Raw genomic sequence first — 19,914 nt, 5'->3', positions numbered from 1 at the left:
ATAATGCGGCCTTACCACCTGCTGGAGAGCGCTCTATGAGCTGGATCGACAAAATTCTGCCTTCGGGTATCAGCAAGGCCGAAGGTACCAAGCGAGCAACGGTACCAGAGGGTGTCTGGACCAAGTGTATTAAATGCGAGGCAGTGCTTTACCGGCCCGATCTTGAGCGCAACGCCAACGTCTGTCCCAAGTGTGATCATCACATGCGCCTCAGTGCCCGTAAGCGTCTGAATATCTTTTTGGACGAGGAGGGGCGTGAGGAAGTGTTCACCAATATTGAACCGGTGGACCGTCTGCGCTTTCGTGACAAGAAGAAATACTCTGCCCGTTTATCCGCAGCACAAAAGTCTACCGGAGAGCGCGATGCCCTCATCGCTATGCGCGGTGCTTTGCATGGAATTCCGGTGGTTGCCGTAGCCTTTGAATTTGGTTTTCACGGCGGATCCATGGGGCAGGCGGTGGGGGAGAAGTTCTCCCAGGCGGCGCAGCTTGCCTTAAAAGAACGTATGCCGCTGATCTGCTTTGCTGCATCCGGTGGTGCCCGTATGCAGGAAGCACTTATCTCTCTCATGCAAATGGCGAAAACCAGTGCAGTGATTGAGCGCATGCACTCCGAATCTGTGCCCTACGTGTCGGTGCTCACGGATCCCATTTACGGCGGTGTATCTGCTTCGCTGGCGCTATTGGGCGACCTGAATATTGCAGAACCTGATGCTCGCGCGGGTTTTGCCGGTCCTAATATTATCGAGCAGACGATCAGGCAAAAGTTGCCCAAGGGCTTTCAGCGCAGTGAATTTCTGCTGGAGCACGGGGCCATCGACATGATCGTTCCCCGCCTGGAGCTGCGCGATACCATTGCGCGCAACCTTGCCAAGCTCATGAATGTTCCGGCGCTGTCCTCTCTGGAAACCGTGGTCGACGTTGAGGCTGTCTCGGCGGTGGTCCTCGATACGGAGCGTGCGGCCAATGAGGGTGACGATGAGGCGGAAAAAACAGGCCAGGTAGGCGCGTCCCCCGCAGACCTTGAGTCAAAAGATACAGGGGCCGGCCAGAGCGATTCGGAGTCCGCAGCTGGGAAAGAGGTTCCCGATGCGCTCGATCAAGCAGATATCGCTGGTCACGATTCTGCGGAGTCCGACGATGTTCCTGACGATCCGGCGGAGAATTCGTCCCGCGATGAATCCATGGAGGGCGCTGATACCGTCGATGGTGATCCGCACGATGAGCTTGACGAGGCCGATGAGGGCATCGTCAGCGATGACCTTACCGGTTCGGATAGGGATAGCGCGGACGATGCTGCGTCCGATGGCAACGGGGAGCCGGTGAACAAAAAGTCGGATGCCTGAACGCTCCCTGGGCGAATGGCTGCGTTACCTTGAGCAGCTTCACCCGGTAGATATTGATCTGGGGCTGGCGCGGGTCCGCACAGCCGCGGAGCGGCTGGCCTTGCTCCCCTATGGCCCCGAGGTCATCACTGTCGCCGGCACCAACGGCAAGGGCAGTGTGGTCTATAGCACCGACTGTATTCTTCGTTCCCACGGCAGGCGTACCGGTCGCTATACGTCGCCTCATCTTCTGAGTTTTAACGAACGCATTGCCGTAGATGGCCGTCCGGTGACCGACGGGCAAATCGTTGCCGCGTTCGATGCCATTGAAGCGGCGAGGGGAGACGTTACGCTGACCTACTTTGAATTTGCGACTCTGGCGGCCTTCTGGATTTTCAGGGAGCTCTGCGTGGATGTGGCGGTCATGGAAGTAGGTCTGGGCGGACGTCTGGACGCGGTCAACCTGGTGGATTCGGACATCGCTGTAATCACCGCCATAGATCTGGATCATCAGCACTGGCTTGGCGACACCGTAGAGCAGATAGCGCCGGAGAAGGCTGCCGTAGCTCGCGCTCAATGTCCGGTAGTGTTAGCCGAAGGTGACTATCCGGCTACGCTGTTTCAGACCCTCGACGCTATTGGTGCCGTCGCCCTTCGAGCAGGGCGGGAGTGGTCCTGGGCCTATGAGGATAAGCTGCGCGTTGCTTTGTATAAGCATGGGCAGCCTCTGGCGTTTTTAGTCCCGGATGGGCTGCGTCCATCCAATCTTGGAGCCGCGCTGCAGGCTAGTGCCTGTTCCCTGGGCGATGCTTTCGACCCGCAAAAGACCCGGGAAGCGCTTCAGTATCTTTCTGTGCCGGCGCGGCGGCAGACAATCAATTTTGCTAACCGTGAGCTGATCCTCGATGTTGCTCATAATCCAGCGGCCATGGACGCCTTGGTGGAGCACCTGCGCACGCGATCGGTCTCCGGCAAAACCTTTGCAGCCCTGGGACTCATGAAAGATAAAGACCTGCCCCGCATGGCCCGGTCCCTCGCCTCCGCAGTGGATGGGGCCTGTGCCCTCGCCATCCCCGGCATAGACCGGGCTGCGGCCCCGGAGGCGGTATGGGAGGCGCTGGATGATCTGGATATCGCGATTCCCCAGGGGGAATTCACCGCCGACGCCGTGTGGAGGCAGTTACTTGAAGGCAGTGCGCCGGGTGATCGTCTGGTGGTATGCGGCTCTTTCCACAGCGTTGCGGGTATAATGGCTTTATTGAATATCGAACTTCCCAAAACCCCAGTGTGAGCAGTTAAGATCGGTGGATAGTCTCGTTAAACAGCGTCTGGTGGGCGCACTTATTCTCGTCGCGCTGGCCGTTGTATTCTGGCCGATTATTTTTGTGCCGGGAAGCGAGGAGAGCTCCGATCTCCGTGTGACCGTTCCCTCGGCGCCCCCAGTGGACCTTACACCCTTGCCGGAGCCTGATAGCCTCGGTTTGAGAACCGGAACCCGGGCTGAGGCGCAGGGTCAGGAGACCCCCGATGTGGAGTTTCCCGTGGGTGATCGCGAAACAGACCTGGAGCCTGCAGCTCTCCCTTCCCGGGAAGTGACCATGCCTGGGTTGGAATTGGACGAGGCGCGTATTGCGTTAAAGTCGCCGGCCATGGATGAAGATGGCTTGCCTGTCGCTTATTCCCTGCAGGTCGCTACCATGGGAGACAAGGCGCGTGCGGATACCCTTCGCGATGAGCTGGTTGCCGCTGGTTACAAAGGGTATGTAAAGCGCATGCGTCGTGATGATCGGGTGCTTTATCGGGTCCTGGTGGGGCCCCGTTACAGCAAGGATGAGCTCCGCCCCGTGAAGAATTCGGTGGATAAAGCCTGGCGCGTTGAATCCCTGATAATACGGTACCTCCCATGAGTGACTGGCCTCAGCTTGGATCCTTCAACGGTTTTGATTGGGTCGTTATGGTAATTATCACCCTCTCGGCCCTGCTCAGTTTGTGGCGAGGCTTTGTGCGGGAGGCTATCTCTCTAGCTGGATGGGTCGTCGCGTTCATTGTCGCAAACCTGCTGGCGGTCACCGTTGCGGACCAGATCGGTGACCTCATCGCCAATCGCACGGGGCGCTTTATCGTCGCCTGGTCACTGTTGTTTGTTCTGACCCTCGTGGCAAGTTCTCTGTCGGCAAAACTTTTTGCGAGCCTTATCAAGGCATCGGGCCTTGGGGTGCTGGATCGACTGCTGGGGTCGGTTTTCGGGGTCCTTCGTGGCGCCCTGATTGTGATGGCCCTGGTGTTTGTCGTTCGGGAGATCGTGCCCAAAAGTGAACAGAGCCTGCTGGCCGATTCAGAACTCATGCCGCATATCGACGTCATGCTGTCCTGGAGCATGCGTCTCTTCGATGAGTTCCGTGATGTCGAGATTAAGGGGCTGAACGCATGACGGCGCAATGCTGCGAATATCTGGTATCTGATCTGGAGGGCCCGATTAAGTGTGTGGTTTAACCGGCATTGTCGGCAAGGGAAGAGTGGCCCCTGATATCTATGATGCACTGACCGTACTGCAGCATAGAGGGCAGGATGCCGCGGGCATCATGACCTGCAGTGAAGATCGCTTTCACCAGCGCAAGAGCGTGGGGCTGGTGCGGGACGTGTTTCGTCAACATCACATGCAGCGTTTGGACGGCAACATTGGTATCGGTCACGTGCGCTATCCCACGGCGGGGAGTCCCGGTGCCGCGAATGCACAGCCCTTTTATGTCAATTCTCCCTACGGTATTGCCCTGGCCCATAACGGCAATCTCACCAATTCCCGGGAGCTGCGTCAGGAGCTGTTCGAAAGCGAGATGCGCCATCTGAATACCGATTCGGACTCCGAGGTGCTGCTCAATGTGTTTGCCTACGAGCTCCAGCGGCGTGCCAAACTGCACCCGGAGCCCGATGATTTGTTTGCTGCGGTTTCGGCGGTGCACCGTCGCTGTCGCGGTGGCTACGCAGCGGTAGCCATGCTGGTGAATTACGGCGTGATTGCCTTTCGCGACCCCTTTGGTATCCGCCCCCTGGTAGTCGGTTATCGCGGCGAGGGGAGCGAACGGGAGTACATGGTGGCCTCTGAAAGCGTCGCTTTAGATGTACTGGGGTTTCGTCTCCTCAGCGATGTGGCCCCCGGCGAAGCGGTCTACATCGATTCGAATCGCCAGCTGCATATGCGCCAGTGTGCCGATGCACCAATGCTGCGTCCCTGTATTTTTGAGCACGTCTATTTCGCGCGCCCGGACAGCCTCATTGATGAAATATCCGTATACAAAACCCGGGCGCGACAGGGCGAGGCTCTGGCACGAAAAATCCTTAGAGAAAGGCCGGACCACGACATAGATGTGGTCATCCCCATACCCGACAGCAGCCGCACCGCAGGCCTTGCCCTGGCTCAATCCCTGGGCATTAAGTACCGCGAGGCCTTCGTGAAAAACCGTTACATCGGACGGACTTTTATTATGCCCGGGCAGCAGCAGCGCCGGAAATCAGTGCGTCAGAAGCTCAACCCCATCCGTTTGGAGTTTGAGGGCAAGAACGTCATGCTGGTGGATGATTCTATTGTCCGCGGCACGACGTCCCGGGAGATTATTCAGATGGCCAGGGATGCCGGGGCTGCCCGAGTGTATGTCGCATCGGCAGCGCCGCCGGTGCGCTTCCCCAATGTCTACGGTATCGACATGCCATCGCCCGGTGAGCTCATCGCCCACGATAAAACGGTGGAAGAAATCGGCGCGTTGATCAATGCGGACTGGCTTGTGTACCAGGATCTCGATGAGCTCATCAGCTGCTCTCGTGAGGGCAATCCTCTGGTGGACGCCTTTGACTGCTCGGTGTTCGATGGTAACTACGTCACCGGTGATGTGGATGAAGCTTATCTTGCGTTGCTGGATGCGGAGCGTAACGACGAAGCCCAGAGTATGGATCGTCAGTCCGGCGACGGAGATGGCGTGGGTATCTACAACGAGACCGTGTCGTGAGTGAAACAGTATCGTGAGTAAGAGAGACGATCCGAAAATGGACGAGCTGCACTGGCAGAGCCTGGCGGTGAGAAGCGGAATCAACCGCTCCCCTGAAGGCGAACACAGCGAAGCGCTGTTCATGACATCCAGCTATGTGTTCGATGACGCGGCCCACGCGGCAGCGCGTTTTGCCGGGGATGATCCCGGTAACGTTTATTCGCGCTACACCAATCCCACGGTGAGAGGCTTTGAAGATCGCCTCGCCGCTCTTGAGGGTGCTGAAGCCTGTGTCGCCACGGCCTCTGGTATGTCGGCAATCTTGAGTGCCTGCATGGCGCTGCTCAAGGCCGGTGATCACGTGCTGTGTTCTCGGGATGTGTTTGGCACGACCCGGACTCTCTTTGCCAAATACCTCGCCAATTTTGGTGTCGAGGTCACCTTTGTGCCGCTGCTTCCCGTGGACGGCTGGCAGACGGCGCTTCAGGACAACACGAAACTTCTTTATCTCGAAACGCCGTCCAACCCCCTTTGTGAGGTGGCGGATATGCAGAGCATGGCCGCGATGGCGCAGGCTGCAGATGCATTGCTGGTGGTAGATAACTGCTTTTGCTCTCCGGCGCTGCAGCAGCCTCTGGCCTTCGGGGCGGATATTGTTATTCACTCGGCGACCAAGTATCTCGATGGTCAGGGTCGCTGTGTGGGCGGGGCAGTGCTCGGCCGTCAGGACCTCATGGATCAGGTATTGGGTTTTTTGCGCAGTTGTGGACCTACCATGAGCGCGTTCAACGCCTGGGTGTTTTTAAAAGGGCTCGAGACCTTGTCGCTGCGCATGCGAGCGCACAGCGCGTCTGCGCTGGAGCTGGCGACCTGGCTCGAGGCACACCCGCAAGTCGAGGCGGTTTTTTATGCCGGCCTTGAGAGCCATCCGGGCCATGCCCTGGCGGCGAAGCAGCAATCGGCTTTTGGCGGCGTTTTATCTTTTCGGGTGCGCGGCGCTCAGGCACAGGCCTGGCAGGTCATTGATAGCACGCGCCTGATGTCGCTTACTGCGAATCTTGGCGATGCTAAAACAACAATAGTGCACCCCGCGACCACCACGCACAGCCGTATCTCGGCCGAAGAGCGGCAGGCGGCGGGGATCACCGATAACCTGATTCGCGTTGCCGTAGGTCTTGAAGATATTGATGATTTGAAAGCGGATCTTGCTCGAGGGCTCGACGCCCTTGGCTAAAATCGTGAGCAGCGGCACAAAGGCTCTGGTCGATGCAGCGGTCGAAGAGATCGCAACGGTGCTTCTGGGCAAAGAGCCGCAGCTGCGTCAGGCGATTTGTTGTCTGCTGGCAAGGGGGCATCTTCTCATTGAAGACCTGCCCGGCATGGGTAAGACGACACTGTCCCATGCCCTTGCGCAGGTACTTGGTCTGTCCTATCAGCGAGTGCAATTTACCTCGGATCTGCTGCCTGCGGATATTCTGGGGTTATCCATTTACCACAGTGCAGAGCAGCGTTTTGAGTTTCATCCCGGCCCAATCTTTACCCAGGTATTACTCGCGGACGAGATTAACCGGAGTACGCCGCGAACCCAGAGCGCGCTGCTGGAGGCCATGGCAGAAGGACAGGTGACGCTAGAAGGCGATACGCGCCCTTTGCCCCAGCCCTTCTTCGTTATTGCGACCCAGAACCCCCTCGAGCAGAGCGGGACCTATCCGCTGCCTGAGTCCCAGCTCGACCGTTTTCTCATGCGTATCGAGTTGGGCTATCCCGATGCCCTCGCCGAGCGTGAAATGCTCCGCTCCTCCCGGGGCGCCATCCAAAAACCCTCCCTGAAGCGATGCATCGACGAGTCCGCTCTCGAGGCCATTCGTGCGGCGGTGGATGAGGTCCATGCCTCGGATTCTCTGCTGGACTACGTGCAACGCATCGCGGCGCGATCCCGAGAGGGTGGGGAATTCGCCGTTGGATTGTCGCCTCGGGGCGTGCTGGCGCTGCTGCGATCGGCCAAGACCTGGGCACTGATGGATGATCGGGATCATGTCCTTCCCGACGACGTGCAGGCGGTGCTCCCGGGGGTGACTGCTCACCGCCTGCAACCCGGTGGTGGATTCTCCGGTGATGGAATGGCGCTGGTAGCGCTGCTGCAGCGTGACGTCGACGTGGTCTGAGGTGGTGAGTCAGCGCTGGATGCGCTGGCTGGACAGGCGGATTCCCCGCGCGCGGTCCGTGACGCTCAGCCAGCGGCAGATTTTTATCTTTCCGTCGCGTACGGGATTCTTTTTTGCCCTGTGTTTGCTGGTCATGCTCATAGCGGCCATCAACTATCAGAACAATATGAGCTATGCGCTGACTTTTCTGCTGGCCAACCTCTTCGTCGTGGCCGTGCTGCATACCTACGCTAATTTATCGGGACTTACCATCACCGCCGTCAGGGCTGGAGATGCCTTTGCCGGGCAGCGCAGCGGTTTCCATCTGCGCTTTTCCTCGAGCAACAAGCGAGGACACCATGCCTTGCTGGTGGGCTGGCCTGAGGCGCCTGAGATGCGTCGACGTCGGCGCCTGTTTACCGATCTGCTGTCCAGCCCCGCCATGGTCGCCGTGGAAGAAATCGATATGGAGCCCGGTGCCAGTCGTGACCTGGTGCTCCATATTCCTGTGGGTCGGCGCGGCTGGTACCGGCCGGAGCGCCTGCGCATCGAGAGCAGTTATCCTCTGGGTCTTCTTCGTTGCTGGACCTGGGTGGATCTCGATCAGTGTGCCCTTGTGTACCCAGCGCCCCTGGTCGCAGCAGAGCCCGAGGGTGCAGCGGGCGATTCCCCGGATGGGCGCTGGCTATCGGGGAAGGGCGATGATGAGTTTTATGGTATCCGTGATTACCGCGCCGGTGACAATCCCCGGCGGGTCTACTGGAAAGGTCTGGCCCGGGGACAGACACTCCAGACCAAGGACTACGCCAGTGCTGTGGCCGACGCCCGTTGGCTGGAATGGGATCAGTTTTCCGGTCTTGACCGGGAGCGTCGTTTGTCCGCCCTGTGTCACTGGGTGCTGGACTATCACCGACGGGAATTTGAGTTTGGCCTGCGCATTCCCGGCGTCGAAATCGCGCCGTCTGCCGGTGATCGCCAGCGTGATGAGGCCCTGCGGGCACTGGCGCTGTTTGGGCTCAACGACGCTGAGCATACCGCATGAAGCAATCGGAGCAACTTCCCCGTCCTGCGCTGCTGTGGATTATCGTGGCGCAGGCCCTGTTGCTGTTGCCTCACCTTCCAAGATTGCCCCTCTGGGTTGCGGCGGTGTACTTACTGGCCTTTATCTGGCGCGTACAGGCTTTTCGAGGCCGCGTAGAACTGCCCGGTCGATGGCTTAAAGTCGTCCTTGCCATCGCCGCCGCGGGAGGGATTGTGCTGAGCTATGGCTCCCTGCTGGGAATGGAACCGATGGTGGCTTTTCTGCTTACAGCTTTTGCTCTCAAGCTCACAGAAATGCGCTCCCGCAAGGACGCCTACGTCGTTATTTTTCTGGGCTACTTTGTCTGCCTTACGGAGTTTTTGTTTACTCAGGATCTGCTTATTGTTGCCTACTCCCTGGTGCTCGTGTGGATTCTGACCTCGGCGCTGGTGAGTGTGCATCGTCCCGCAGGTCGACTCCGGGACTTTCAGCCCCTGCGCACGGCCGGCGTGATGCTGTTGCAGTCTGTGCCACTGATGCTGGTACTGTTTTTTCTCTTTCCGAGAATCGGCCCTTTGTGGTCCGTGCCCATGAAAAGCCACACTGCCCAGACCGGCATGAGCGACCGCCTTCGACCCGGCGATGTGTCCAATTTAAGCCAATCGGATGCGGTGGCCTTTAGAGCAGAATTTGACGGGGAAATCCCCCCCGCATCGGAACTGTATTGGCGGGGCATTGTGCTCAGCGCGCTGGAAGAGGGAACCTGGCGTAGCCTTCGCTATTTTGAGATTCCCGCAGAGGAACGTCGCGCTCCCACGGCTAGCACGGACGGCGACCCTTTGCGCTACAGCATCATCATGGCGCCCACGCAGCAGAACTGGTTGTTTGCCCTGCGCTACGCGCGCACACAAAAGCCGGAGGTCATGGAGCTCCATGACTATCGTCTCTATTCCCCGGTCATCATTGAAAACGAATATCAATACTCGGTGCAGAGTTGGCCCGACGCGACATTGCAGAATATGCTGAGTGACTGGCGCCGAGACAAAGAGACGGCGCTGCCGCTTGAGGACAACCCGGAAACCCGAGCGCTTGCCGCCTCACTCTATGCTGAGGCAGGCTCGACCTCTGCATTTGTGGATGCGGTGCTGGCGTACTTTCGGAATCAGTCCTTCTTTTACACGCTCCAACCGCCCCTGCTGGGCAATGACGATGCCATGGATGAATTTCTCTTTGCCAGTCGTCGGGGCTTTTGCGAACACTATGCTTACGCCTTTGCGGTCATGATGCGCAGTGTGGGAATCCCGACCCGCATTGTCGGCGGCTATCTCGGTGGCGAGGTGAATCCGGTCAACCGAACGGTGATCGTTCATCAGTTTGATGCCCATGCCTGGAATGAGGTGTGGTTGGAGGGGCGCGGCTGGGTGCGCGTAGACCCCACCGCTGCGGTATCCCCGGACAGAATTCTCTACGGGCTTGAACGTGCTGTGGCTGCGGAGGGGAGCTTTCTGTCGGAGTCGCCTCTGTCACCCCTCAGATACCGGGGGGTGAACTGGGTAAACTCCTTGCGGCTACGTTATGACGCGCTGACCTACCGCTGGCAAAGCTGGGTGACGGGCTTTGACGGACAGGCCCAGTTTGATTTGCTGCGGGTTGTCCTCGGTGAAATCTCTGTCAGTCGTTCCCTTGGAGTGCTGTTGGGTTGCGGGGCGCTGACCATGGCATTGGTGTCGCTGTTTTTGTTTCGTGGGGCGCGGCCCGCACCGCGGCCGGTTTTTGAAGAGGAACTGCTGCGCTTTCAGCGCGCGCTGTGGCGGCGGGGTCTACCGGAGCAACCGGGAGAAACCCCGGCGCAGCTCACCGAGCGGGCGGCGGAGCGCTGGCCGGCGCAGGCGGAGTCCCTGCGTTCCCTGTATCGGCTGCTGGCCCTGTGTGTGTATGGCCCGGCCGCAGAATCCCAGGATAGGGAGCGGCTGCGTCGAGAGCTGCGCAAACGCATCCGGGGAATACAGTTCTCTCTTTAAAAGCCAGACCGCGACCAGGGGACGAGGGACTGACGCGAGCGCTCTTAGCTCGCTGGACGCCCCTTAGGCGACTTCGCTGACCTCCACCGCCGCAATCCGCTTGCCGTCTTCCGCCAGCTTCTGGAACTCCACAATCTGGTCGAAGTTCATGTAGCGATAGATCTCAGCACTCATAGCTTTGAGGTTCTTCGCGTACTCCATGTACTCCTCCGGCGTGGGCAGCTTGCCCAGTATGGAGCCCACCGCGGCAAGCTCTGCCGATGTCAGGTAGACATTCGCGCCATCGCCCAGACGGTTGGGGAAGTTACGGGTGCTGGTGCTGAGCACCGTGGAGTTGGCCGCTACCCGGGCCTGGTTGCCCATACACAGGCTGCAACCTGGCATCTCCGTGCGCGCTCCGGCGGCGCCAAAGATGTTGTAGTAGCCTTCTTCCATGAGCAGATGCTCATCCATGCGTGTGGGCGGAACCACCCACAGGCGAGTGTTGATGGTGCCTTTGTATTGCTCCAGCAACTTACCCGCCGCGCGGAAGTGGCCGATGTTGGTCATGCAGGAGCCGATAAACACCTCATCAACCTTGTCGCCGGCCACTTCAGACAGCAGGCGCGCATCGTCAGGATCGTTGGGCGCACACACGATGGGCTCAGTGACATCCGCCAGATCGATCTCAATAACGGCCGTGTATTCCGCGTCCTTGTCGGCGCGCATGAGCGTCGGATTCGCCAGCCACTCTTCCATCTTTTGTGCGCGACGCTCGAGCGTACGGGAATCCCCGTAGCCTTCAGAGATCATGGCGCGCAGCAGGGTGATGTTCGAGCGCAGGGATTCCGCAACGGTCTCTTCTGACAGATCAATGGTGCACCCGGCACAGGACCGCTCGGCAGACGCATCGGACAGCTCAAAGGCCTGCTCCAGGGTCAGGTCCGGGAGGCCTTCGATCTCCAGAATCCTGCCTGAGAAGATGTTCTTCTTGCCCTTTTTGTCGACGGTGAGATGCCCTTCCTGGATCGCGTAGTAGGGGATGGCATGGACCAGGTCACGCAAAGTAATACCGGGCTGCATCTCGCCCTTAAAACGCACCAGCACCGACTCGGGCATGTCCAGAGGCATTACGCCGGTGGCGGCGGCAAAGGCCACGAGGCCCGAACCGGCGGGGAAGGAAATCCCCATGGGAAAACGCGTGTGAGAATCACCCCCGGTGCCTACCGTGTCGGGGAGGAGCATGCGGTTCAGCCAGCTGTGAATAATACCGTCGCCGGGGCGCAGGGATACACCACCGCGGGTCATAATGAAATCGGGCAGGGAGTGCTGGGTATCTATATCCACAGGCTTGGGGTAAGCCGCGGTGTGACAGAAGCTCTGCATGGTCAGGTCCGCAGAGAAGCCCAGACAGGCAAGGTCTTTAAGTTCATCGCGGGTCATGGGGCCGGTCGTGTCCTGGGAGCCTACGGTAGTCATTAGAGGTTCGCAGTAGGTGCCGGGCCGCACGCCTTCCATGCCGCAGGCTTTACCGACCATTTTCTGGGCGAGGGTGTAACCCTTGCCGGTGTCGGCGGGTTGCTCCGGTGTGCGGAACAATTCTGATGGGGGCATCTCCAGTGCTTCTCGCGCGCGAGTGGTGAGGCCTCGGCCAATGATCAGATTGATACGACCGCCAGCCTGCACCTCGTCCAGGAGTACCTGAGATTTCAGTTCAAACTCGGAGAGGGTATCTCCTGATTCGCTGAGGATTTTGCCATCATAGGGGCGAATTTCGATAACATCGCCCATGCCAATGTCGTCTACCGGGGCTTCAAAAACCAGTGCGCCGGCATCTTCCATGGTGTTGTAAAAGATTGGCGCAACTTTGCCGCCAATGCAGATACCACCCGCTTTTTTGTTGGGCACACCCGACACGTCGTCACCAAAGAACCACAATACGGAGTTGGTGGCGGATTTGCGTGAGGAACCGGTGCCTACAACGTCGCCCACAAACGCGACGGGGTATCCCTTCTCCTGGATTTCTTTGATCTGTCCCATGGGGCCGGTTACCCCGTGTTCCTCGGGGGTGAGCCCGTCGCGAGTCATCTTGTACATGGCCAGCGCGTGAAGAGGGATGTCAGGGCGGCTCCAGGCATCGGGAGCAGGGGAGAGATCGTCGGTGTTGGTTTCTCCCGTGACTTTAAACACAGCGACCTTGATGGACTCGGGTACTGCATCACGATTGGTGAACCATTCGCCCTCTGCCCAGCTTTGCATCACGCCCTGTGCGTGGGCATTGCCATTTTTGGCAAGCTCCGCCACGTCGTGAAATGCGTCGAACACCAGGAGGGTGTGTTTCAGCTCGTCGGCCGCCATAGCAGCGAGGGCGTCATCGCTCAGGAGCGTCACCAGCGTTTCGATATTGTAGCCACCGTGCATGTTGCCCAGCAGTTTTACCGCATCCTCGCGGCTGATGAGCGGGCATTCGGATTCGCCTTTAGCTATGGCGGATAGAAAGCCGGCTTTAACGTAGGCCGCCTCATCGACGCCAGGCGGCACGCGATCCGCAAGGAGTGACAGCAAAAACGCTTCTTCTCCGGCGGGGGGAGCCTTGATTAACTCGATGAGCTCAGCCACCTGCTCCGCGAGAAGAGGTTTGGCGGGAATGCCTTGGGCAGCGCGTTCGGCTTCGTGTTGGCGGTAAGCGTCGAGCATGTATAACTCCTTGATCTTGGGTGATTTAAGGGGCTTTGAGGGCGTTTTGCTCAGGCCCGTGACCCTAAATTAACGCGACAGATTATAGACTAGACGTGCAAATCACACCAGAAATCAGAGGTTTATGGGTGCTATTCATCATGTAAATGACATGCGCGGCGTGGGGCCTTTTTGGGAATGTTGCTGTGTATTTTTTGAGCTCTTTTGTGTAATTGCGTTGAGTTAGCGAGTCTTGATCCCGCAAATGACGATTCAGCGGTGCATCTTCAGGGCAGAGTCATTATCCTTGCGTCCTAATAGTGCTTGAGACTGACAACCTGCGATGCAACGCCTTCCCCGCATCAAAACACCCTGCATTGGTGTCTGTTCCACAGGCATTGGCGATAGCGTGTGCCGGGGCTGCAAGCGCTTTGCCCATGAGGTGATCCACTGGAACGGCTACAGCGAAGAACAAAAGCGCATTGTGGATGCGCGCCTGGCGCAGTTTCTGGCACAGTGCGTGCAAAACCGCCTGCGCGTCACCGACAGCAGTCTCCTGGCCTGGCAGCTGCAGACCCAGCAGATTCGCCACAACCCGGATCACGATCCGCACTGCTGGTTATTTGCGCTTTTGAAAGCGGGAGCGGGGCAAATAGAAGACCCCACGGCCTTTGGCTTTGAAGTGGACTTAAAACATCGCGACAGCTCACTCCTGGAGCTGCGGGAGCAGATTGATCAGGAGTACTACGCACTGTCGAGCGCCCATTACGAGCGCTACCACCTGCTCCCCGATTTGTTTACCGAGGAGCGTGCGTCGTGACCGCCATGATGGTAGCGGGGGTCGATATGGCGCCCATCAAAGATTTTCTGTTTTGCGATACGCCTACCGAATGGATAGTGGCGGCGGGCGCACCAGAAAATCTTCCTGTATTGCTCATCGATCATGCCAATTGCGAGAAGAAGGCCGCGTCTACAGCTCTGAACCTCATGTATCGCTACGTGGAGCACCCGGCCTTGCTGCACAAGCTGTCCCGGTTAGCGCGGGAAGAGCTGCGCCATTTTGAGCAGGTGCTGGCGATTATTGAAAAGCGCGGCATGGACTACCCGCAGCTGAGCGCATCGCGCTACGCGGCGGGACTAAGAGCGCAGGTGGCCAAAAACGAGCCCCAGCGACTGGTGGATACCTTGTTGGTGGGTGCAATCATCGAAGCTCGGTCCTGTGAGCGTTTTGCGGCGGTGCAGCCTGTGGTGGGTGCGGTGAACGAAGAGCTGGGGCGGTTTTATGCCAGCCTCCTGCGCTCCGAGTCCCGACACTTTATGGATTACCTGACTCTGGCGCGGGAGCTGGCACCCTCAGTGGATGTTGAAGAAAGGCTGACCCCTCTTCTGGAGGCGGAGAGGAAGCTGATCGAGAGTGAGGATGAGGAGTTTCGTTTTCACTCCGGTGTGCCTAAGTAGCGATGTTACCGTAGCGTATGCCATCTATAATCACTGTGAAAATTTGCCTTTAAGCTACTGATTTATATTGAATTCAATCAGCTTTAATTCGCCGCGTTCCAGCTGCAGATACCAGCCCGTTTTGTCCCAGTCGCCCAGCACCCATCGCATGCCCGTCGCTTCTTTGTGGGTTGCCGGCCGATGCGTGTGTCCGTGAATAAGCGTGGCGCACTGCGTGGACGCCATAACGGCCGTCACTTCTTCGTCGGTGACATCCATGATGTCATCTGCTTTGCGACTGCCGGCGTCGCGGCTTGTTTTGCGAAGCTGTTGCGCAAGTGCCCGCCGTGTTTCCAGGCTTTGGGAAAGCATCTCTGCCTGCCAGTTTGGGTCCCGGGCAAGGTTACGAAAAGCCTGATAATCCGTATCGCGGGTGCAAAGACTGTCGCCGTGCATGAGTAACAGTCGCTGGCCATCGATCTCGACAACGCTCGGATCGGGAAGCAGCTGGCCGCCCACCGCCGCCACAAAACGCTCGCCGAGCAAAAAATCACGGTTACCGTGCATGAGGTAAAGCTCAGGGCCCGCTTGCTGATACTCGCGGAGGATTCGCGCGACTTCCATGGCGATGGGAGTGTCATCGTCATCACCAATCCAGAACTCAAAAAGATCGCCCAGAATATAAAGCGCCGCCGCATCCCGGTGCTCATGAAGAAATGCCTCGAGAGCGGCCGTTACACAGGGCCGGGACTCATCGAGGTGCAGGTCGGAGATAAAAAAGCAGCGCTGGCTCATGATGCTGGCGCTGCTTTGCCTAACGTAGCGTTACTTAATTTAATACCTTAAATCAGCTTAGCTTTCGTCTTCGTCAATATCTACCGACTCGATAATGACCGTTTCGGCAGGAACGTCCTGATGACCGCCCCGGGAGGTGGTCGGGACTGCGCGGATCTTGTCCAGCACCTCGTCACCATCAACGACCTTGCCAAAAACGGCGTAGCCCCAGCCCTGCATGGTTTTGCCGCTGTGATTCAGAAAGTCGTTGTCCTTGACGTTGATAAAGAACTGGGCCGTGGCGGAGTGGGGGTCCATGGTGCGGGCCATGGCGACGGTGCCAAAATCGTTTTTGAGGCCGTTATCTGCTTCGTTCTCGATGGGCTCCTTGGTCTCTTTTTGCTGCATATCTGCATCAAAGCCACCGCCCTGAATCATGAAGTTATCAATGACCCGGTGAAAAATAGTCCCATCGTACAGCCCCTCACGAGCATACATCATAAAGTTAGCCACCGTAGCGGGGGCTTTCTCTTCGTTTAGCTCGATCTTGATAGGGCCGTAGGTAGTGTTGAGGGTGACCATAAAGAATCCTTGTGTGTTGCGTATTCAGGTTTTTCAGAAGGGTGGCGATGGTACTGGTTTTGACGGACAGAGAGAACCTTTTGGACAGTTTCTGGTGCTTAATTTGTCCGCGCAGGCCCGTGGCAATCTTGCTTACTGACTGTCTGTGGCCGCTGCCGGTATACTACGCCGCTTTTTGAAGGGCGGAGGCCCCCTATCGTGGAATCTGGTACTGCCAGCAACAATTTTTTGCGCTCGCTAATCGCCGAGGATCTGCGGTCAGAGAAAGTACCTCAGATCGTCACCCGGTTTCCGCCGGAGCCCAATGGCTATCTGCACATCGGCCACGCAAAATCCATCAGCGTCAATTTTGGCCTGGCGGAAGAGTTCGGTGGCATCTGCCGTCTGCGCTTTGACGACACCAACCCCGAAAAAGAGAGCCAGGAGTTTATTGAGTCCATACAGGCCGATGTGGCCTGGCTGGGTTACAGCTGGGAGGGGCCGGTGCGCTTTGCCTCCAGCTACTTCGATACGCTCTATGGCTGGGCCGAGTACCTGGTGGAGCAGGGCAAGGCCTATGTCGATGACTTGAGTCCCGATGAAGCCCGGGAGTATCGCGGCACTCTGACGGAGCCTGGACGCAACAGTCCCTTTCGGGAACGATCTGCGGAGGAGAACCTGGATCTGCTTCGGCGTATGCGCGCCGGCGAATTTGCCGATGGCGAGCGCGTCCTGCGCGCCAAAATCGACATGACTCACCCGAACATGAACATGCGCGACCCCATTCTCTACCGCATTCGCAAGGCCCACCATCACCAGACCGGTGACGCCTGGCCCATTTATCCGACCTACGATTTTGCCCACGGTCAGGAAGATGCCATCGAGGGGGTGACCCACTCTATCTGCACCCTGGAGTTTGAAGATCACCGTCCCTTGTACGACTGGTTTATCAGCAACCTTCCCGTCGAGAGCCAGCCGCGGCAGTATGAGTTCGGGCGTCTGAATACCAGCTACACCATCACCAGCAAGCGCAAGCTCAAGCAGCTTGTTGATGAAGGTATTGTGAGTGCCTGGGATGATCCGCGAATGCCCACCGTAGCCGGAATGCGTCGCCGTGGTTACACGCCTGCCGCCATTCGGCACTTTTGTGAAATGGTGGGAACCTCGCGCTCCGATGGCGTGGTGGATGTGGCCATGCTGGAGCATGCCATTCGCGACGATCTCAACCAGAATGCGCCCCGGGCCATGTGCGTGCTCAATCCACTGAAGCTCACTCTGCGCAATGTGCCGGCCGATCACGCGGCCATTACTGCAGCGGCGCATCCGTCCCGGGAAGACCTGGGCGAGCGCAGCCTGCCGTTCTCCGGCAATCTGTTTATCGATGCCGAGGATTTTCGGGAAGAGGCCAATAAAAAGTTCAAGCGCCTGGTGCTTGGCAAGCGGGTAAGGCTGCGTAACGCCTATGTGATTGAGGCCGTGGATGTGGAGAAGAATGCCGACGGAGAGGTGGTGGGCGTTATTGCAGACCTTATTGAAGGCACTCTGGGCAATGACCCGGGGGATGGCGTTAAACCCAAGGGCGTTATTCATTGGGTAGAGGCGTCATCGGCGGTTCCGGCTACGGTACGGCTATATGACCGCCTGTTTACGGACCCGGCGCCGGATCGTGGCGGTGCTGACTTTATGAGTTTTCTGAATGCGGAGTCGCTCCGAACCATTGATGGAGTGCTGGTGGAGCCGGGAGCGGCGGTGGCGGATCCCGAATCGCGATTCCAGTTTGAGCGCGAGGGCTATTTCGTGGCAGATCGCTTTGATCACAGTCCCGAAGCCCCCGTATTCAATCAGACCATCGGTCTTCGCGACGTTTGGGCCAGCAAAACCTAAGTTCAGTTTGAGGAAGTAATGACCGTGGACCTGCAGCTTTACAACACGCGTGCCAAGGGCAAGGAAGTATTCAGTCCCGTAAATCCGGATCGCGTGACCATGTATGTGTGTGGCCCGACGGTGTACAACCTGGCGCATATTGGCAATGCCCGCCCCGTGGTGGTGTTTGACACCCTGTTTAGGCTGCTGCAAACCCGCTACGATGAGGTTGTGTACGCGCGCAATATCACGGACATCGACGACAAGATTATGCTGGCGGCCCGGGAGCAGGGTGTGCCCATCGACGTCATCGCCGGGGAGTTCACAGAAAAATATCGCGAGGACACAGCGCAGCTCAACGCCTTGCCGCCAACCCTTGAACCCCACGCGACGGACAACATCGGCCCAATGATCGCGCTCACGGAAACGCTTATTGACAAGGGCCACGCCTATGCCTCCCAAGGGCATGTGCTTTTTGCCGTGACCTCCATGGAAGACTACGGCCAGCTCTCGGGTCGCTCCCTGGACGATATGCTGGCCGGCGCCCGGGTAGAGGTGGCGGATTACAAGCGGCACCCTGGGGATTTTGTTCTGTGGAAGCCCTCCAGCGACGACGAACCCGGATGGGACAGCCCCTGGGGGCGGGTACGACCGGGCTGGCATCTCGAGTGCTCGGCAATGATTAGGGAGCATTTGGGGCCCACCATTGATATTCATGGCGGCGGCAGGGACCTTATTTTTCCTCACCATGAGAACGAGCTTGCCCAAAGCTGCTGTGCCTTTGGCGATGAGTTTGTGCGGGTCTGGATGCACAACGCCTTCTTGGACATGGACGGCGAGAAGATGTCCAAGTCCCTGGGTAATGTCGCAACCATCCGGGAGCTGCTCACGCGCTACCGTGGTGAGGTGCTGCGCTTTGCCTTACTGTCTGCCCACTATCGATCACCGCTGAATTTCTCGGATGCGCTCCTCGCGCAGGCCGAACAGACACTCACGAATTTCTACAATACCCTGCGCAGCGTGCAACACATCGAGTTGGATACGGAAGTGAGTCTGGAGGGCGAGGCGTTTTACGCAGCGCTCTGTGATGATCTGAACACACCGCTGGCGATCAGTGAGCTTCACGTACTTGCCCGGGACATCAACAAGGCGTCGGATGACGATAAGCCCGTGCTCAAGGCCCGATTGTTGGCAGCGGGGAATCTTCTGGGCATTCTTCAGCAGGATCCTTTGGAGTGGCTGCAGGGCGACAGAGCCACCACCGAAGATAGTTTGGATGCAGCTGCGATTGATGCCCTCATCGCCGAGCGGGCCGCAGCCAAAACAGCCAAGAATTACGCCCGGGCCGATGAGATTCGCGAGGAGTTAACCGCGGCGGGTATTGTCCTGGAGGACTCTGCCGAAGGGACTCTCTGGCGTAGGGTAAACAGTTAGGTTTTTCATTGACGAGGGTGGGGCGGATGAGTAAGATTCGCGCTCCCTAAATCGGGCTTAATCGCAGATCGCGGTGATTTGAGCAAACGCGACAAAACGCAGCAAGAGAGGCGTGTTGAAACGCTTGTTGTAATCGTTGGTATTAGAGTGGCGTGATCAGCGGGTTAGGGGTAAGGTTTTAAAGGTTACATCGGGGTATAGCGCAGTCTGGTAGCGCGCCTGCTTTGGGAGCAGGATGTCGGGAGTTCGAATCTCTCTACCCCGACCACTTTTACCTGAACCTTTCCATCTTCCAAAAGCACCGCCAAGCCGGCATTCATTGAGCCTTGCTCAGACTGAATTGCCCCAGGGTTTGACGGTGTTGTCAGGAAACCGTTTAGTGGTGGCCGTAGCTCACCAGGTAGAGCACCGGATTGTGACTCCGGAGGTAGCGGGTTCAAGACCCGTCGGCCACCCCATTTCCTTTCGCCTCTGACCATCGCCTTTTCACCAACTTTGTTATGGGTGTTTGTCAATGGTGTGTTTCGGCCTTCGTTCGGCTCGCGGGTTGTTTGATGGTTCCATCGGCGTCCCGCAACACCTACAATTGCCCGGCATTTTGTACACGACAGTTTTCACACGCGCTCATAGCTCAGCTGGATAGAGCATCGGCCTTCTAAGCCGGCGGTCGGGGGTTCGAATCCTCCTGGGCGCGCCAAT

The 19,914-nt window shown here is 58.1% G+C and carries 15 protein-coding genes, 3 tRNA genes and 1 pseudogene; 16 read left to right on the top strand and 3 right to left on the bottom strand.

The genetic code is table 11. The annotated features are described in order from the left end of the window. Positions 1–35 precede the first annotated feature (35 nt). From accD to ACTG3T_RS03760, 9 genes and pseudogenes are all read left to right on the top strand, one after another. Positions 36–878, top strand: a pseudogene (gene accD, locus ACTG3T_RS03800) (acetyl-CoA carboxylase, carboxyltransferase subunit beta); the annotation flags it as partial. Positions 879–1,338: 460 nt separating this feature from the next. Further along, complete coding sequence (locus ACTG3T_RS03795; RefSeq protein WP_439100930.1) at positions 1,339–2,616, top strand: bifunctional folylpolyglutamate synthase/dihydrofolate synthase; 1,278 nt, start codon at positions 1,339–1,341, stop codon at positions 2,614–2,616. Positions 2,617–2,629: 13 nt separating this feature from the next. Beyond that, positions 2,630–3,232 carry an SPOR domain-containing protein gene (locus ACTG3T_RS03790; RefSeq protein WP_439100929.1) on the top strand — a complete coding sequence of 201 codons (603 nt, stop codon included), beginning with the start codon at positions 2,630–2,632 and terminating at the stop codon, positions 3,230–3,232. Next, positions 3,229–3,756, top strand: coding sequence for a CvpA family protein (locus tag ACTG3T_RS03785; RefSeq protein ID WP_439100928.1), 528 nt, complete (start codon positions 3,229–3,231; stop codon positions 3,754–3,756). Before ACTG3T_RS03790 ends, ACTG3T_RS03785 begins: the two co-directional genes overlap by 4 nt. A gap of 49 nt (positions 3,757–3,805) precedes the next feature. Further along, the gene (gene purF, locus ACTG3T_RS03780) at positions 3,806–5,326 is read left to right on the top strand and encodes an amidophosphoribosyltransferase (protein ID WP_439100927.1); all 1,521 of its coding nucleotides are present in this window, start codon (positions 3,806–3,808) and stop codon (positions 5,324–5,326) included. 37 nt (positions 5,327–5,363) lie between these two features. Beyond that, positions 5,364–6,539, top strand: a complete 1,176-nt coding sequence (locus ACTG3T_RS03775) for an O-succinylhomoserine sulfhydrylase (RefSeq protein WP_439100951.1) — start codon at positions 5,364–5,366, stop codon at positions 6,537–6,539. Between the two features lie 4 nt (positions 6,540–6,543). After that, on the top strand, positions 6,544–7,470 hold the full coding sequence (locus ACTG3T_RS03770) for an AAA family ATPase (RefSeq protein WP_439100926.1): 927 nt from the start codon (positions 6,544–6,546) through the stop codon (positions 7,468–7,470). Next, positions 7,451–8,491 (top strand): DUF58 domain-containing protein, encoded by a 1,041-nt coding sequence (locus ACTG3T_RS03765; RefSeq protein WP_439100925.1) that lies wholly within the window; start codon positions 7,451–7,453, stop codon positions 8,489–8,491. Before ACTG3T_RS03770 ends, ACTG3T_RS03765 begins: the two co-directional genes overlap by 20 nt. After that, positions 8,488–10,491, top strand: coding sequence for a transglutaminase TgpA family protein (locus ACTG3T_RS03760; RefSeq protein ID WP_439100924.1), 2,004 nt, complete (start codon positions 8,488–8,490; stop codon positions 10,489–10,491). Before ACTG3T_RS03765 ends, ACTG3T_RS03760 begins: the two co-directional genes overlap by 4 nt. A gap of 63 nt (positions 10,492–10,554) precedes the next feature. Here the strand turns inward: ACTG3T_RS03760 and acnB are convergent, their stop codons facing one another. Then, a complete protein-coding gene (gene acnB / locus ACTG3T_RS03755) occupies positions 10,555–13,167 on the bottom strand; it encodes a bifunctional aconitate hydratase 2/2-methylisocitrate dehydratase (RefSeq protein ID WP_439100923.1) in 2,613 nt (870 codons plus the stop codon). Positions 13,168–13,489: 322 nt separating this feature from the next. On the opposite strand from acnB, the gene ACTG3T_RS03750 reads away from it, so the two are divergent. Both ACTG3T_RS03750 and ACTG3T_RS03745 read left to right on the top strand, forming a co-directional pair. After that, a complete protein-coding gene (locus ACTG3T_RS03750) occupies positions 13,490–13,966 on the top strand; it encodes a DUF1289 domain-containing protein (protein ID WP_439100922.1) in 477 nt (158 codons plus the stop codon). A 5-nt stretch (positions 13,967–13,971) separates the two neighbouring features. Then, positions 13,972–14,604, top strand: coding sequence for a tRNA-(ms[2]io[6]A)-hydroxylase (locus ACTG3T_RS03745; RefSeq protein WP_439100950.1), 633 nt, complete (start codon positions 13,972–13,974; stop codon positions 14,602–14,604). A gap of 54 nt (positions 14,605–14,658) precedes the next feature. Here ACTG3T_RS03745 and ACTG3T_RS03740 read toward each other — a convergent pair whose 3' ends face one another. Next, entirely contained in the window at positions 14,659–15,378 is a 720-nt protein-coding gene (locus ACTG3T_RS03740) for a UDP-2,3-diacylglucosamine diphosphatase (protein WP_439100921.1), read from the bottom strand. Positions 15,379–15,435: 57 nt separating this feature from the next. Beyond that, complete coding sequence (locus tag ACTG3T_RS03735) at positions 15,436–15,939, bottom strand: peptidylprolyl isomerase (protein WP_439100920.1); 504 nt, start codon at positions 15,937–15,939, stop codon at positions 15,436–15,438. A gap of 198 nt (positions 15,940–16,137) precedes the next feature. Here ACTG3T_RS03735 and ACTG3T_RS03730 point away from each other — a divergent pair, with 198 nt between their 5' ends. From ACTG3T_RS03730 to ACTG3T_RS03710, 5 genes are all read left to right on the top strand, one after another. Then, the gene (locus ACTG3T_RS03730; protein ID WP_439100919.1) at positions 16,138–17,802 is read left to right on the top strand and encodes a glutamine--tRNA ligase/YqeY domain fusion protein; all 1,665 of its coding nucleotides are present in this window, start codon (positions 16,138–16,140) and stop codon (positions 17,800–17,802) included. 24 nt (positions 17,803–17,826) lie between these two features. Beyond that, positions 17,827–19,215, top strand: coding sequence for a cysteine--tRNA ligase (cysS, locus tag ACTG3T_RS03725; RefSeq protein WP_439100918.1), 1,389 nt, complete (start codon positions 17,827–17,829; stop codon positions 19,213–19,215). 191 nt (positions 19,216–19,406) lie between these two features. Next, a tRNA-Pro gene (locus ACTG3T_RS03720) sits at positions 19,407–19,483 on the top strand. A gap of 114 nt (positions 19,484–19,597) precedes the next feature. Next, a tRNA-His gene (locus ACTG3T_RS03715) sits at positions 19,598–19,673 on the top strand. Between the two features lie 162 nt (positions 19,674–19,835). Then, positions 19,836–19,912: transfer RNA gene (locus ACTG3T_RS03710), tRNA-Arg, on the top strand. Positions 19,913–19,914: the final 2 nt, after the last annotated feature.

It is taken from the genome of Congregibacter sp., assembly GCF_965660375.1.
Classification (GTDB): domain Bacteria; phylum Pseudomonadota; class Gammaproteobacteria; order Pseudomonadales; family Halieaceae; genus Congregibacter.
This window is presented reverse-complemented; position numbering and strand designations above follow the sequence as displayed.

Excerpts from the sequence above, each read along its gene's own strand:
- ACTG3T_RS03745 (WP_439100950.1), top strand. The coding sequence starts at position 13,972 with ATGATGGTAGCGGGGGTCGATATGGCGCCCATCAAAGATTTTCTGTTT.
- ACTG3T_RS03785 (WP_439100928.1), top strand. The coding sequence starts at position 3,229 with ATGAGTGACTGGCCTCAGCTTGGATCCTTCAACGGTTTTGATTGGGTC.
- ACTG3T_RS03760 (WP_439100924.1), top strand. The coding sequence starts at position 8,488 with ATGAAGCAATCGGAGCAACTTCCCCGTCCTGCGCTGCTGTGGATTATC.
- ACTG3T_RS03775 (WP_439100951.1), top strand. The coding sequence starts at position 5,364 with ATGGACGAGCTGCACTGGCAGAGCCTGGCGGTGAGAAGCGGAATCAAC.
- ACTG3T_RS03750 (WP_439100922.1), top strand. The coding sequence starts at position 13,490 with ATGCAACGCCTTCCCCGCATCAAAACACCCTGCATTGGTGTCTGTTCC.
- ACTG3T_RS03735 (WP_439100920.1), bottom strand. The coding sequence starts at position 15,939 with ATGGTCACCCTCAACACTACCTACGGCCCTATCAAGATCGAGCTAAAC.
- acnB (WP_439100923.1), bottom strand. The coding sequence starts at position 13,167 with ATGCTCGACGCTTACCGCCAACACGAAGCCGAACGCGCTGCCCAAGGC.
- ACTG3T_RS03795 (WP_439100930.1), top strand. The coding sequence starts at position 1,339 with ATGCCTGAACGCTCCCTGGGCGAATGGCTGCGTTACCTTGAGCAGCTT.
- ACTG3T_RS03740 (WP_439100921.1), bottom strand. The coding sequence starts at position 15,378 with ATGAGCCAGCGCTGCTTTTTTATCTCCGACCTGCACCTCGATGAGTCC.